13 protein-coding genes are annotated in these 16,230 nt (G+C 37.2%); 2 read left to right on the top strand and 11 right to left on the bottom strand.

What is annotated here, in order from left to right; all coding sequences use genetic code 11:
• The first annotated feature begins 572 nt into the window (after positions 1 to 572).
• A complete protein-coding gene (gene coaBC / locus K6G87_RS05560; RefSeq protein WP_296834808.1) occupies positions 573 to 1,769 on the top strand; it encodes a bifunctional phosphopantothenoylcysteine decarboxylase/phosphopantothenate--cysteine ligase CoaBC in 1,197 nt (398 codons plus the stop codon).
• Positions 1,770 to 1,949: 180 nt separating this feature from the next.
• Here the strand turns inward: coaBC and K6G87_RS05555 are convergent, their stop codons facing one another.
• Positions 1,950 to 2,810, bottom strand: coding sequence for a patatin-like phospholipase family protein (locus K6G87_RS05555; protein WP_296834806.1), 861 nt, complete (start codon positions 2,808 to 2,810; stop codon positions 1,950 to 1,952).
• A gap of 346 nt (positions 2,811 to 3,156) precedes the next feature.
• On the opposite strand from K6G87_RS05555, the gene K6G87_RS05550 reads away from it, so the two are divergent.
• Positions 3,157 to 4,749: a GH39 family glycosyl hydrolase gene (locus K6G87_RS05550; RefSeq protein ID WP_296834804.1), complete on the top strand. Its 1,593-nt coding sequence runs from the start codon at positions 3,157 to 3,159 to the stop codon at positions 4,747 to 4,749.
• 153 nt (positions 4,750 to 4,902) lie between these two features.
• Here the strand turns inward: K6G87_RS05550 and K6G87_RS05545 are convergent, their stop codons facing one another.
• The 10 genes from K6G87_RS05545 to K6G87_RS05500 all read right to left on the bottom strand — a co-directional run bounded on the left by K6G87_RS05545 (position 4,903) and on the right by K6G87_RS05500 (position 16,181).
• Positions 4,903 to 5,766, bottom strand: coding sequence for a DegV family protein (locus K6G87_RS05545; RefSeq protein ID WP_296834802.1), 864 nt, complete (start codon positions 5,764 to 5,766; stop codon positions 4,903 to 4,905).
• 107 nt (positions 5,767 to 5,873) lie between these two features.
• Positions 5,874 to 6,110 carry a GlsB/YeaQ/YmgE family stress response membrane protein gene (locus tag K6G87_RS05540; RefSeq protein ID WP_296834801.1) on the bottom strand — a complete coding sequence of 79 codons (237 nt, stop codon included), beginning with the start codon at positions 6,108 to 6,110 and terminating at the stop codon, positions 5,874 to 5,876.
• A gap of 78 nt (positions 6,111 to 6,188) precedes the next feature.
• On the bottom strand, positions 6,189 to 7,556 hold the full coding sequence (locus K6G87_RS05535; RefSeq protein ID WP_296834799.1) for an ElyC/SanA/YdcF family protein: 1,368 nt from the start codon (positions 7,554 to 7,556) through the stop codon (positions 6,189 to 6,191).
• 70 nt (positions 7,557 to 7,626) lie between these two features.
• Positions 7,627 to 8,145, bottom strand: a complete 519-nt coding sequence (locus K6G87_RS05530) for a hypothetical protein (protein WP_296834797.1) — start codon at positions 8,143 to 8,145, stop codon at positions 7,627 to 7,629.
• 284 nt (positions 8,146 to 8,429) lie between these two features.
• Positions 8,430 to 9,974 carry a family 43 glycosylhydrolase gene (locus tag K6G87_RS05525; protein ID WP_330669760.1) on the bottom strand — a complete coding sequence of 515 codons (1,545 nt, stop codon included), beginning with the start codon at positions 9,972 to 9,974 and terminating at the stop codon, positions 8,430 to 8,432.
• Between the two features lie 240 nt (positions 9,975 to 10,214).
• Entirely contained in the window at positions 10,215 to 11,609 is a 1,395-nt protein-coding gene (locus K6G87_RS05520; protein WP_296834795.1) for an NlpC/P60 family protein, read from the bottom strand.
• A 1-nt stretch (position 11,610) separates the two neighbouring features.
• A complete protein-coding gene (locus tag K6G87_RS05515; RefSeq protein WP_296834793.1) occupies positions 11,611 to 12,951 on the bottom strand; it encodes an O-antigen ligase family protein in 1,341 nt (446 codons plus the stop codon).
• Positions 12,952 to 13,188: 237 nt separating this feature from the next.
• Positions 13,189 to 14,397: a hypothetical protein gene (locus K6G87_RS05510; protein WP_296834792.1), complete on the bottom strand. Its 1,209-nt coding sequence runs from the start codon at positions 14,395 to 14,397 to the stop codon at positions 13,189 to 13,191.
• A 294-nt stretch (positions 14,398 to 14,691) separates the two neighbouring features.
• The gene (locus tag K6G87_RS05505) at positions 14,692 to 15,489 is read right to left on the bottom strand and encodes a hypothetical protein (RefSeq protein WP_296834791.1); all 798 of its coding nucleotides are present in this window, start codon (positions 15,487 to 15,489) and stop codon (positions 14,692 to 14,694) included.
• Positions 15,483 to 16,181 (bottom strand): ABC transporter ATP-binding protein, encoded by a 699-nt coding sequence (locus tag K6G87_RS05500; protein ID WP_334304853.1) that lies wholly within the window; start codon positions 16,179 to 16,181, stop codon positions 15,483 to 15,485. Before K6G87_RS05500 ends, K6G87_RS05505 begins: the two co-directional genes overlap by 7 nt.
• Between the last annotated feature and the right edge of the window lie 49 nt (positions 16,182 to 16,230).

Below are 16,230 nucleotides of genomic sequence, written 5' to 3'. Positions count from 1 at the left end.
AAGGCAATGTTGACGATATTATAAGCGGTGTTAATGAAGGAAAGATCACACTTGGTGATGTTCAGTTCTGTGTTAGAAATATCCTTGGTGTTGTAGCTTTGTGTGACTGATAAGGGCTGTGATTTGTAGTTATTAAGAATTTTATAGCCGACCAAAAATGTAACCGTAAATTCCTTGGGAATTTACGGTTACTTTCTTTCATATATACTTTCTTTCATATATACTATTTTTATATGATGACGTAAGGGTCAAAAGTCATTTCGATTCGAGCTTGCTCGAAATCGAATATGAATTTGTGACCCGCCAAACATGAGCAAAGTAGCACGTAGTGCGGATTTGTGAATGTTTGAGGATTGTGGGAGTTTCGTAGAAACGGAACAATCCGACCGTCATAAGGTGTCAAAAGGTACTTTTGACACCTACATCACAATATAGGATTGTACCACAATTCTCAATACGGTGTCATCCCTGACACCTGAGAATTACAATGACTTCCTGTCATAACATTTCGTTAAGCGGTGTCATCCCTGACACCGGCGAATTATGTGGACGATACCAAATAGGAGAAAGTTATGCTCAAAAACAAAACGATCGTACTTGGCGTTACAGGCAGTATCGCCGCTTACAAAGCTGCAAACCTTGCAAGCATGTTAAAAAAAGAAGGCGCAGATGTCCATGTTATTATGACTCAAAACGCCATCAATTTCATTAATCCTATCACATTTGAAACACTTACCGGCAATAAGTGCCTGACTGACACATTTGACCGAAACTTTGAATTCTCAGTAGAGCATGTCTCTCTTGCCAAGAAAGCCGATATCATAGCCATAGCTCCAGCAAGCGCTGATATCATAGCCAAGTGTTCTCATGGCATTGCTGATGATATGCTTACCACAACTGTTCTTGCAGCCACATGTCCAAAACTTATCGTACCTGCAATGAACACACGAATGTATGAAAATAGTATAACACAGGAGAATCTTGAACATCTCAAAAAGCACGGCTTTACTATCATGACACCTGAATCAGGATACCTTGCATGTGGTGATAGCGGCAAGGGACGATTCCCTAAGGAAGATCTGATCCTTGAAGAGATCCTTTATAATATAGCTTTTGACAAGGACCTGACAGGCAAAAAAATCCTTATAACTGCAGGCCCCACAAGAGAAGCTCTTGATCCTGTTCGCTTTATTACCAACTACTCTACAGGCAAAATGGGCTATGCCATTGCCAAAGCAGCCATGCTAAGAGGAGCCGATGTAACACTTGTATCAGGTCCTGTATCCATACAGTCCCCATCTCATATAGAGCTTGTCCCTATAACAAGTGCCAAAGAGCTGTTTGAAAAGGCAACAAAAAGAGCAGAAAACGCAGATATCGTCATCGCAACTGCTGCCGTAGCTGACTTTAGACCCTCATCTATTGCGGATAACAAGATTCGCAAAGAGGATAAATCTGAAAACGAAATGACTTTGACACTTGAGAGAACCGAAGATACTCTCTCTTTTATAGGAAAAAATAAAAAGAAAGGCCAGATTCTCTGCGGCTTTGCCATGGAGACAGAAGATCTTGAAGCTCATGCCAAGGACAAACTTGACAGAAAGAATCTCGATCTGATCTGTGCTAATAATGTCAAAGTAGAAGGCGCAGGCTTTGGCGTAGACACAAATGTAATTACAGTAATAACAAAGGAAGGCGCAAAGCACCTCCCTCTTATGAGTAAATTTGACGCTGCAAATGAAATCCTGACCATCTGCAACAATCTATAATATAAAACTTGCTCGCGAGTATTGCGCACTGAACTAAAATCTACTATATCAGACATATTCCTTGTCGAATCAGAGCGCATACTCGCGAAATATCGCTTTTAGCAAATTATTTTTTATATAAATACTTTTTATATAAATATTTTTTATATCAAAACATCGTCTGAAAAAGAATATCTTGGTTCATCCTTTAAGATACTTTTTCAAAGCTTCGACATTTTCTTCCATGGTATGTATACCTATTTCATATACCCGTCTAAGCTCATCCGGATTATGCTCCATTCCTCCAATCTCAAGAGGTCTTGGAGGTCTTATTACAAAAAGCTCACCTTTAAGCTCTTTGTGTCTGATATATTCTGTCGTTTTATTATAGTGAATGTGTCTTACTCTTACAGCTTCAACGAAATCAGGATAATCTTTGTATTTAAGCTTAATAAGTGGAAGCATTTTATTAGGCTTTTTTTCATATTCAAGGGGCTGGGTCAGGACAACGACATTCCTGTTATAGCCCTTATGCTCCCAGAACTTTATCGGTATAGAATCTGCAACTCCTCCGTCAAGAAGTTTATGGCCATCTACTTCTACAGTCCTTGACACGATAGGCATTGAAGCTGATGCTATGAAATACTGCATATCCTTGCCCATTCCGTTAGAAAATCTGTGATAATAGGGCTTACCTGTTTCTACGTTAGTACATACGCCATAGAACTCCATGGGATTCTTATCAAAGGTCTCAAAGTCCATGGGATCAAGTTCGTAAGGAATTGTTTTATAGCAAAACTCAGCTCCGTAGAGATCTCCTGTTTTAAACAAAGACTTCCAGCTTGAAAATCTCCAGTCCTTGCAGTACTTAGTTGAATATCTTATAACTCTTCCGATCTGTCTTGACTTAATGTTGCAGCCAAAAGCAGCCCCTGCAGAAACTCCTACTGCTCCGTCAAAATCAATTCCTTCTTTCATCATTACATCTATAACACCAGCGGTAAAAAGGCCTCGCATGGCGCCGCCTTCAAGAATAAGGCCTTTCTTTATATTCTGATCCATAATTCCTCCAAATAATCAGCTATCACTATGGTCAAGTCTCATGCGATCAAAACTGCCGCATTACTACACCACATTTAAACAACAAAATTTATTAATTTATATTTAATCATCAAAATTAATCAGAGCATCTTTAATAGTATACTCCAAATTAAAAATCTGAAACATGATTTACTTAAATTTTTAGAATTATTTAATTGACGTATGAAATCTGATAAGTAATTAGCAATAATTCGCTAGTAAATAAGAATCCTACTAGGGTACATTGATTTTATAACAACACTGCCAAAAACATTACCTTTAGGTAATGAGTGATTTATCAGCTGATAAGCTATTTAAGGGGGATCTTATGTCAGATAGCAAAACTATTATGCAAACAATTATGGTCAAAAAGTCTGATAGTGCTTTTTTTCATAACAATGTTGACTTCTGCGTAGGAACAGGCCGTTTTGGTCTTGCTCTTACAAAGGAATACCTTGATGAACTTGCTTTTGTACAAAAAGAGATAGGTTTTAAGCACATCCGCGGTCATGGTATTTTTACAGATGACACAGCTATATACCATGAGTATGAAGAAAATGGAATTACTAAAGTTGAATACAACTACACTTATCTTGACAGGATAGTCGATGAGTATTTAAAGCTTAACATACGTCCATTTCTTGAACTTGGTTTTATGCCTAAAGATCTTGCAAGCGGCACTCAGACTGTCTTCTACTGGAAGGGCAATACTACTCCTCCAAAATCCTATGAAAGATGGTGCGATCTTGTAGTAGCACTTCTGTCTCACCTTATAGACCGATACGGTGAAAGCGACGTTCTTACATGGCCTATTGAAGTCTGGAATGAGCCGAATCTTCCTGGATTTTGGGAACATGCTGATATGAAGGAATATTGCAAGCTCTTCAAAGAGACCTTTACAGCCATCAAAAACTTCAATCAAGGTTTCAAAGTTGGCGGACCTGCCATCTGCGGAGTTAAAGACGCAGAATGGATTAAGGGCTTCCTTGATTTTTGCAAAGAAGAAGGCTTAAAGCCGGACTTTATAACAAGGCATCACTATACAATAGAACTTCCTGAAGCTGATGGTCACTACGATTATTCAGTTCTTATGGACGAAGAAGACGGATTTAAGAACCTTCAGTCAACACGCGATATCATAGATTCTTATGATGAATACAAGGATCTTCCCATTCACATAACTGAGTTCAGCTCCTCTTATACTCCAAAGGGGGTAATACATGATACCAACTTAAACGCGGCGCTTATGGCCCGTCAGCTTTCTCGCCTTGGCGATATGAATGAGTCTTATTCTTATTGGACTTTCGGAGATGTGTTCGAAGAGACAGGTGTTCCATTTTCCATCTTCCATGGTGGATTTGGACTTGTTGCAGCAAGAAGCATTCCAAAACCTACCTTCTGGACCTTCAAGTTCTTTAAAGATCTTAAAGAGCTCAATGGAACATGCGTGTTCAAAAATGATAATGCTGTAATTGAGAAAACAGATAAAGGCTATGCAGGAATTCTCTGGAATGAAAGCTCAAATGATGACCTTTTAATTAAGCTTGGCCTTGAAGATATAGTAGAGAATAAAGATGTAGTAAAAAGTAATGATGTTGCCAATAGTGAAGACGGCGTAGAGAGCGAGAATCCCGCAAACGAATATACTCTCATCATGAAGACAGTTAGCCCTAAAACTACTAACCCATTAAAGCTCTGGCATGACATTGGCGAACCCGCTACTCCAAACAGTGAGCAGACAAGACTCATTAAGTCAGCAGCCTTCCCTCTTGTAGCATCAGACAGACTTGCAGAAAAAGATGGTAACATCTCACTTGAACAGACCCTGCTGCCGGAAACTGTAGTTTATTTTGAAATTTCAAAATCAATAGTAAAATCCGACAGAGGCTATAGCTACAAGAAAGCAATAACAACAAGATAAGTGGACTACCCATCTAAAGATGATGGGTTCTGTTTACATCATAATAAAGCGCCTTGGTTTTTGCTTAATGCAAAAGCCAAGGCACTTTTAATCCTGAAAGAATCAAATGATAAAACTGATAATTAAACTTCCAAATAGTTTACTTCTTATACTTTATCTTTCATTGCCCCAGAAGAATAATCCAAGCATACCAGGTCCAACATGTGCCCCTGAAAATGGCTCATGCTGACATATAGTAATATCTGCCTTAGGATTTACTTCTCTTATCATATCTGCAAGCAAGTTGGCATCTTCAAGACAGTCTCCATGTGATATGCACACAGTCTGATCACCATCTTCCATTCTCTTTTCAGAATACTTATTAAGGATTGCCTTAATTGCATTCTTCCTGCCTCTGACCTTACCACAGGAGATTATATGGCCTGTGCTGTCTCCAAAAAGAATTGGCTTTATATTAAGTATAGTTCCTATCTGAGCTGTTACACCGCTTACACGGCCTGTATTCTTAAGGAAGTTAAGATCATCCACTGTAAAGTACTGACACGCATGAGGTACATCTGCATCAAGTATCTTGGCAGCTTCCCTGCAGTCAACACCTTCTTTACTGAGTTTTGCAGCCTTAAGAGCCAGAATACCATTACCAAAACCACAGCCATGCGAATCTACAATGTGAATAAAACAGTCAGGATATTCTTCCATCAGCTCATTGGCTGCTGCAACAGCTGCATTATAAGTTCCGCTTATACCTGAGCTCATAGCTATATATATAATGCTGCCACCCTCGATTGCAATCTTAGTAAAATGCTCTAAAAAAAGTGCAGTATTAAGAAGGCTGGTCTTTATCTTGTTACCATTTTTAAGACCCTCATAATATTCATGCCCATCAAAATCATCTATATCACCTGTATAAGTAACAGAATTATCATTTACAAGATAACTGCATGGCAAAAGATTTATACCATCCAACAGCTGTTTTGGCAAATTGGCTGTCCCATCTGCAAAAACATAAAAACTCATCCTTAACCTCCACGATATTTTTTTTAAATCAAATTTCAAACCCGAGCAAATTCATATTCGATTTAGAGCATGCTCGAATCGAAATGACTTTTGACCCTTACGTCATATTATCTGAATAGTTTTCTTCCAATCCATATACATATGCAGGCGCCTATAACTGAAACCAAAAGACTTCCAAAGAGATTAGTAGGTGCAAAACCCACGAGTCTGAATACCCATCCGCCTACAAATCCGCCGGCGATACCAAGAATTATGTTCTTGATAGTACCTGACTTTTCATTCATAAGTCTGCTGGCAATATAGCCTTCAAGTGCTCCAAGTATAAGTCCAATAATAAGTCCCATTTTTATTTCCTCCATTTACTGGTTGTAAATATTTAATTCACTATTACGATTTTACCACATATACACAAATTTTTTCTTTTAGTAGTTCACACCATACTTTAAGTAAAACTCTACCATTCCAAAGAATTCCCTGACTGTGTAATGGATACCAACAGGAAAAAGAGTCTGTGCAGGAACAGAATATACATTCTCATACCCTACACTTTTGGCGATAGACATTGCCCTGCATTCATGAAAGCCATTAGTTATGACGCCCACAGATGAACCGGGATCTTCTATGATCTCAAGACTGTTCTTAAGATTCTCCTCAGTATCCGTTGACTTATCTTCAAGGATGATCCTGTCTTCATCTATACCATACTGTTCAACCAGTACTCTTTTTGCACACTCAGCTTCACTTATGGCTTCATCAGAGCCTTGGCCTCCGGATGCAATAAGTATTGTATTTTCATTTTCTTCAAGATATTCCGCAGCTTTTTTGATCCTTGCTTTATAAGGATTAGATGGCTCTGTCCCATGCATACCTGCTCCCAGAAGTACGACATATTCAAGATCCTCCCTAGGTTCAGCTGTCATAGCACCTATTACTTTACTCTCAATTATGATAAAAATAAGGAGAACAACAAGAAATGCGACCCTGTATATCCACCTCACAACTGACGGTATCCTAATCTTCTCTTTTCCATCAATTCTTGATTTAAGCATCACTACTCTTATCAGCGAAAAAGCTCCTATCAATATCCACAGCCATACCCATGAAAGACTGAGTCCACCGCCATAAGCAAGACAGGTAAAAAAGTATAATACTGACCATATAAAAAGTATAAAATAAATATATAAAATAGTCTTATCAAAACTTATTTTACCAAGTCCCGCATAACGACTTGTTCTTTCCTTGTATTTAGTATAATCATAGCCAAATACTGTAGGGAGAAATTTCTCCTCCTGCAAGATCTGAAGATGCAGCATAACAATAGCAAAGACTGATATCAGGCATAAAACCGGATTGAAGAACATAAGCATTATGCCAATATAAAGAAGGTCAAAACCAAGAAAGGCCGGATTTCTTGAATAGTTATAAATGCCTCTTGTTACAAGGCTTCTCTTATTCATATCTAAAGGAGCAATGCCTGCTCTCCAGCTATCCTTCATGGCATATACTGACATAAAAAACACGATATCGCCAATAAAAGCAAAATACATTCCAATTACTCGCCACATGATCATAAGCTGCGAAGTTCCAAGAACTATGGAGATCACTTCTGCAGCCGGAGCAAGAAAGGTAGCTACTTTAAGTAAAGCTTCAATAGCAAAAGCTTTATCGTGTACCCTGCCCTTTGCCATCTGATCAGTAACTATTCCGCTTCTCTTCTGTAAGATCATTTTCCCAAAATATATTCCATAAAATACGGCCATAAATCCAAGCGCAATCAATCTGTAAGTCATTTAAATTTCTCCCTATAAAAACCGCCGCCTAAAGGCAGTGGGTTTTCTTGCCTTCTTATAAATAATTCTCTCATTTATGTACTATCACAAAAATCAATAATGCTATCGCTGCCAAACCTCCTGCACACTGCAGCATATTTACCAGAGAAAACCTCTTCGTTAAACACATATAAGGATTTTTGGGATTTATGTATATATGATATTTTTGACCTATCATATATTTTTTCTTTTCGAAAGCTTTGTTTTCGAAAAAATCCAGATTATTCAAGGGTGTACGCGTGTAGATACTATTATTGTATTCATACTTATATGTTGGAATATACGTATAGCTATATATTTTTTTCGTTATATATTCTTTCTTTGGTTTATAAGAATAATAGCTATATTTTGAATACCTCGATTCATGAGGAACAATTGTATTTCTAGACCCGGTTTCGTGTTTTCTTTCTTCTATCTCTACAAGAATAGCTTCTACTTTTTCCTTACATCTAACGCCCATTATTATCTGAAAGATCGTTACTAATACTGTTACAGATCCTAAAAGTAAAAACACAAAAACAATTACATTATTTATTACATCAGTTTCCACTTTATACTTACCTCATAAAGTCCTTATTAATAATCACAAAATGATTTCTATGATCAGATTTATAACTATCATATAATCTCCCATATCATCTAAAGATAATGGGTTTTCCTGTTACATTATTACAAACAACATTTAAGATTATACTTCATTTTATATTTTTATGCTTACTTATCCGACGAAACGACAGTTTTATGAGACAAATGACATTTTTTCATTAGAGTGCGTCCATTTTGCGCAAACAAAAGCTGCTTGCCATATCAGCAAGCAGCCAATCATTTTCATTATCAGATAAAAGAAAATGCAGCAAACTGTAAATACCCGGTTCCTTTAAAAGTAAAGAACAGATCGTGAACTCCATCAGGAATTTCAATATCAGCCTTGGTTTCATGCCATACATTGGCATAACCAATAGGAAATGAGCCGATAGCCTTATCATCCCACTTAAGGCGCAATTCAAGCTCACCTGTTGCATAGCCTTTAGTACATACAGACATCTTCTTTACACCCTTGCAGTCAAAATACTTAAAGCCTGCTGTAGCACTATCACGCATATTGGCTATGTAGCCGTAATTAGCCTCATTCCTTGTATCCTTAGTATTTATTATCTGAAGATTATCAGACAGGTCTTCTGCATGATCATCTAAAGCTCTGTTCTCTTCAATATCTTTGCCTGAAATATCGCTTTCTACAATCCTTGCTCCTCCATCCTTGTCGCCGCCGTCCTGAGTTATCTTAGGGAATCTGTCATCCATCCAGCCTGACCAGGGGATATATGTGCAGTCTGTATCTGTAAAGAGATTACATGCGATATATGTTGGATACGTACCTTTACTTACAAGTGGCTCAAGTCCGCAGCAAGAAGTCATTTTAGCCTGCATAAAGGTTCCGTCTTTTTTCTCAATAAGCTTTTCAAAACATTCCTGCCTGCTAAAATTAGTACCATTTGTATGACGATGATAGAAAATAAACCAGTCGTTTTCTATCTTGACCATACTTCCATGATTATTGGCACAGTAGAACATAGGCTTATCTGCGGGCTTGTAGCTATCTATGTTAAGATCACCATTACTTATAAGAACACCTTTATATTCAAAGCCTGAAAGAGGATCATCGCTAACTGCATAGCCAAGTTCATGGTAGAGCTGTGTTGAATATATAAAGAAGTACTTGCCATCTTTCTTGCGAATAGAAGGGCCTTCAAAGAATGCATGTCCGTCAAAAGATGTATCGTGACTATAAGGCTCTCCCGGTGCTACAAATACAGGCCCCTCAACAATAGTCAGCATATCAGGGCCAAGTACTGTTCCCATTGCCCCGTGTCTTGACTTATCACCTACTGCGCAAAATCCTGTATAAAGATATGTTCTGTCGCCTTCTGTAAGAACAGCCGGATCGAACTGGGGTTCATCACCCTCTTTTTGTCCAAGATATGTTCCATCCTTATAATGTACATATCCAAGGAATTCATATTTGCCGGAAGGCTCATCGCATACTGCAACAGAAACGACTCCCCATGAACTAAGGACATAGTAAAGATAATATCTTCCGTCAGGGCCAACTGTTACTGCCGGAGCATAAAGATTACCCTGCAGATCAGCATTAGCAGGATCCTGGTCTTTACGATAGATAACTCCTTCATAGCGCCATGAACCAAGATCATTTACAGGAGCTGAGTAGCACACATAGTCCAGCATGCAGTATACGTCCCCTCCAAACTTATCATGAGAACCATATACATAAACTCGGTCACCAAAAACATAAGGCTCGCCATCAGGAACATACTCCCATGAAGGCAGATATGGATTAATTGTCTGATTAAGATTATTCATGCAATCCTCCGTAATAGAATGAATCGTTATAAAATCACTGCTGACGCAGTTCTACGGGTACGGGGCTTATAACCCCGCACCCGAAATCAAGATATTCCCACCACCTAAAGGTGATGGGTTATCTTGATCATTTTATATATTGTAAAAATAATCTCAGACGAATTCTTATTAATTTATGCGAAGAACATATCATTATTTGCGATTTTGCGACCAAGTCACAAGGGATGGCTCATATATACATTAATATTCTTTCCATAGTATATAGCTTATGTCTTCAAGCCATGTATCGCCACTTGCCCTTACAAGATCAAGACCAGATACGAATACGCAGTAAGCATCTACAATATCTTCTTTTTCATGCCCCGGTTCAATGCAGGTTGCACAAGAGCTGATAACATAGGGCATTCCCTCTTCTGTTCCAAGATACATCATTATATGGCCATCCATATATAACAGAAGTCCCGGAGTCATTTTGGCCAGAATACTCTTTTTCTTATCAACAGTCATATTAGTGCAATCTATGCTGCCAAGATCTGATCTTTCAGCAATCGCTTTGGCATTTCTTGGAAGTCTAAAGCCATAACAGCTGTATACCTGACGGATAAAGCCTGAACAGTCATTGGATGAAAGAGTTCCTCCATAACCATATACGCGGCCCAAAAACTTAAATGCCTGAGTTATGACGCTTTCAGATGTCATAGTCAGATATCCAACATTAACATCCTTGGATACAGGAACCAAAGTCTCTTCAAGCTGCACATTCCCATCTGCATCTCTATAAGGTATCTCAACATGATAAGCACATATTAAACTTCTTCCATTTACCGTCTCATCCGAATCAGCAGATCCTTCATCAAGGAGTATGATCCTTGTTCCCATAGGAAGTATCATTCCGGATGAGCTTGTCGGAACTGCCGTTTCATCCATTACTATCTCACTTCCTGTAACGACCAGGAAATTATCAGGATTGCTGATTCTAAGCCACTCTTCCTTGTCTTTACATATAGCAAGTGTTTCCTTTTTGACCCAGCCGCAGTAAGAGCCATTTATAATATAATCCCAATTGCCATCAGCACTCTCACACAAGACCACAACTCCTGTAAATGTCATAACTTCTGCGCTTATAAGGTCATTAAAAAATATTTCATCAGGATCATCAGACACAAATTCATCACTTGGAAGAGACTTGGCAACAGACCTTTCTACGCATATCGCATACTGCGGGGTTACTTCATCAGGTATGACAGCCTGCGCTTCTGAATCTATAAGCGCTCTTACATCTTCGCCTGATATACTCTCCGGCATATCATCCATAAAGATTTTTAAATTCCTTAAAGATTCCTCACTATAATATTCAACATAGTCTGGATTGTTATTATTAAAATTCTCAATCTCAGCACTTGTAAAGAGCACCTCATCCTTTCTGTCCCTTATCCAGAATTCAGGGACAAGCATATCTGTATCAGTGCCTTCAATAGTCTGAACCAGATCCTTATCGTAGGTCTCTTCTTTTAATGTCGTCGTAATATCCATGCTATCACTTGCTTTACCGGTGCTATACACCTGAAAAACAGTAGCAATAATAACTGCAAAAGCAATAGCACTATATACTGCAATATAAGTTTTTCTCTTCATTTTATGCTTTTCTCCTTATTCTGACACATAGGCCACAGATCAAAAAGAAAGGAATACCCGTATAACACCACATATGATTGGAAAAGAGGACCTCCTCGGTGATCCCCATTATAAGAATACCCGCCGCACATGCGCAGAGGTATTTAACTAATATACTTACCTTTTTGGAAAAAAATATTTTTATCCCAATAAAGCACCAGCCTATTACAAGGCTCATCCACGTAATAAAGCCAAACAACCCATATCTTCTCAGAATTTCAAGATACATATTATGAGCATGCACCGTTTTAAGGTCATGCCTACCTTCGTATATATTTGGTATATTTTCATTACTAAAGGGTGATATTCCAAGAAGAAAGTGCCTTAAGTTTTTAGTACATTGTTCAAGGCATGCCGACCAAATAAGAGTTCTATCTGACATGGTACCATCATCATCTGATATCTTTCTGACTATAAGAGAAGCAATCTTTGCATCCGCATAGTCACAGCCTGTAATGAAAGCAGCGATCGACATCATAAACTTGTACACATACATAGGAATAACAAATGATCTTAAGACTACAAAAAAGACTATCGCAAGAACCGCTATATAAGCAACCACTCTTATAACTATATTGTCAGTTTTTATAAAGCCGGGATTTTTATATATCAGCATAAAGACATAAAGAAAAGCGATAATTGAAACTCCTATCATTGCTGTTCTGCAACCGGTAAGTCCCAGACAAAACCATCCGATCACAGTTCCTATAATATATAGCCATCTGCTTTTTGTTCTTGAACACAGAAATCCAAAAATTGAGATCATAACAAGACTGGCACATGCAACTCCCATTCTATTAGCATTAGAAATACCACAAAGTCTTCCTCCAACAATGCACCCCTTAAAAATATCCTTCCATGGATTTTCTAATAAAAGGAATCGACTTGCATGAGCCAGAATATATAGACATAGTATACTAAGCCCTACTGTAGAAGCCATGGCGTAATATGAAAATATCTTCATTGGATCAGGTACAATCTGAATAATGAAGTATATACCCAAAAAGATCATCCATGCATAAAACAATCTGTTAGTTAGAAAGTTTGCGGATAAACCCAGATTAAATATAGTAGAAATATAAGAAATTGCTATAAAAACAGTGATAACACAGGTATCAATGTTTCTGTACATACCTTTATAAAATACGCAAAAAAGTATACAGATTATACCTGCAGCCGCTGTAAGCTTGTATGGGACTGACGTTTTCTCTCCCCAGATTCCTTCAAATGAATAAATAAATACAATCATACTGACAAGCGCAAGCACTAAGCGCTGCAGTATTCCCCCATTCAATGTTTTCACAATTTTCCCCTCATAAGATCAAACATACATATATTATTAAAGCACAATAATACTACGCATGGAAGAACTAATTCATCGATAAATTGATAATTTTAGGATCCCACGTAAAAACTAATAAAGAAAAAAGAGCAACCATTTGCAAAATCGCTTATATACCAGCCGAAAGCCAGGCATCAAACAACTTTCAAATAATGGTTACTCTTAAATAATTATCTTTTGTTATTATCATTTTATGAATCAGTACGGATAGGATTTGATAAGGACAAGTTCTCCGTTATCAATAGCATAAGATTCCGGAAAGCTGAAATTGGTTCCTCCAATACTAAGTGCCCCGCAGGTACTTACAAAACCTGTTGAATCAACGTAGGCATTTAAAAGCTTTCCTATAAATTTAGGCTTACCGGAATGAAAGTCAATAATGTAGCTGTATCTGTTATAATCAGACTCCATTGCAGATAACATAACCACGCTTGTTCCATCTCCATATACGCTGCATGATATACCATATACTATGGTCATATCATAATCAGAAGAAGGCTCAATATAAGTTGCTCCCTTTTCTGTCACAAGCCAAAGGTGAGGATTTTTGAAGCTTTCACAAGTAGCAAGATATTCTGTAGGATCATTACCCTGTGGAATCTCCACAGTAAGCGCAAATCCCTCTTTATCACCATCATTATCAAAATCTAAAATATACATTCCATACAGATAGTTGGAGGACTTTTCTTCTACCTTTTTCTTGTAAATATTATAAAGGTCACCATCTCTTGTGACAGTGTTCTTATTAAGCGTGTTCTGAGACTGAGCTGTTACTCCAAGATCTTCGTATGTTGAAAAGGTTTTAAGATCAACATCATAGGTTCCGTCAGGTTTTGTAACTTTGCCCATTCCTGTTTTTATGGACACTTCAAAATCAACGTCTATAGTCGCAGGATTATCTGAAGTTCCATAAATAGTAGTATCATTGACCACTGCATGAATACTGATATTATCACCAACGGGATCGTCGTAGTTATCAATTGTAACCTGTGATGCATAATCAGTCAGAAACATCTTGCAGTAGGTAGATACTGCATGTTTAAATCCATCCTCTGACATAAGGATTCTTGTTCCATATTCAGGATCCATGTTTGTATATTCAGGAAGAACATAATCTTTTGGATCAAAAGTAGAAGCTGATGTTGTAGGAGAAGAGGTTGAAGCCTCAATACTCTCATCAAGAACTGCCACAGCCTGTGGTCCAGTTCCGGATTCTGTAAATCCTCGAAGGTCCGTTGCTGATTCACCAGGTTCTGTTTCTTCCAATGTTCCTTCAGATGCACTTTGTGAAGACTGTACCAGATCCCCCTCACTACTATATGCTGAAACATCATTGACATCAGAGCCGCACCCACAAAGAAGTAATGAAGCAAGCACAGACACAGCTATGAATTTTTTTCTTATCATATTTTAATAAACTCCCCTATTATTTCCGATCATTCATATATTAAGCTATATACTTGTACCTATGAACGTCTAAATCATACAAATAACAAGAATTTATTTTACCATGAAAGAAAATAATAATAACTCGATATATTTAACGAATTTACTTTAAATATTTAAATTTTTTTCTACAGTTTCCACCTTAATAAAGCATTACAGTCTTATATTGCTTTATAAATTCAATAAAAGAGCAGACCCTCCTGCATAAGGATCTGCCCTTTAGCTGTTACATATGTTTTATACTTAATGATCTGATCACTCCAGATTTAGTTTATTATTCATAAAGTAATAAGTGCCAAACAGATAAACTACTATAAATATAATATTAATGATTATAGTAAATGTTTCTGTGCTTGCATAACTGGAAGATAAATTTGACAGATCATATGAACTCTCCATAGCCTCGCTAACTATATACTTAATAATTGATTCCAGTACAGATACGACAATATATGAGCCAAAGCTCACAATAAGCTTGTGATTACTGGACAGATTTCCAAGAATAATAGAAAAATATATTCTTGTTAAAAAAATAAAAGATCCGGTTATCATTACAAGTATATCTAAGGTTATATACTGAAAAGGAGATGTGACAATATCCTGTATCCATTCTATAAATACATTATTGATATCGTTAATAGCTTCCTGACTACCTGTCTTTAATACAAGAATTTCTGCAAATGATACGTAAGTTATCACTCCTGAAACAAATGCAAATAAAAATGAAATGTATCCTGAAATGCATTTAGAAGCAAGAAGAGAACCTGTACTAACAGGAAGTGTAAATGAAAGATATCCTTCATTGCCCAGTAAATTCTTATAAAATCTCATCACTACAATTATCAAGGATATAACACTTACAGCTATAGTCATTACAACAAGAGCAAAGACCATGATCCCCCATAACAATAAGAATCCGACTGCATTATCATCTTCTATATTATATGGAAATGAAATTCCTGCCACAATTCCAACAATTATAAATGCGATACACAAAGGCAAAAGATTCCTGAAGATTGCTTTTAGATCATATTTAATAAGTTTTCCTAACATGCGAACACCTCCCTGAAATAACTGTCTAGACTCTTACCTTTCTCCTGTACCAAGGCCTGAACATTATGGTGAAGTATCACATGACCTTCTCTTAAGAATATTGCTTCATTAAGTACATTCTCAACATCAGATATAAGATGTGTTGATATTATAACAAGTGCATTAGGATCATAATTAGAAATAATCGTTCGTAAAATATAGTCTCTGGCTGCAGGGTCAACTCCAGCTATAGGCTCATCGAGAAAATAAATCTTTGCTCTTCTGGCCATAGTAAGAATAAGTCTTACCTTTTCTTTGGTACCTTTAGACATTTTCCCCATTTTCATCTTTGAATCTATATTGAGACTTGTAAGCATATCACTAGCTCTTTGAGCATCAAAATCCTGGAAGAAATCGATATAGAAATTAATGATATCTTCTACTTTCATCCAATCGGGAAGAAAATCCTTATCAGAAAGATAAGAAACTATACTTTTAGTCCTTGGAGAAGGCTCTTCTCCATCTATAAGGACATCGCCTTCTGAAGGTTTAAGAAGCCCATTAGCAAGCTTTATAAGAGTAGTCTTGCCACTGCCATTTGGCCCTAGAAGTCCGACAATACGTCCGGCTTCAAGCTGCAAATTAACATTGTCCAAAGCATATTTACTGCCATAACGCTTGGACAAATTTCTTGTTTCAAATAATGCCATTATTTTTCCCCTTTACTTTTTTCATAATACTTTTTAGTATCCTTATATACAT

Source organism: Butyrivibrio sp., from assembly GCF_024699075.1.
This window is presented reverse-complemented; position numbering and strand designations above follow the sequence as displayed.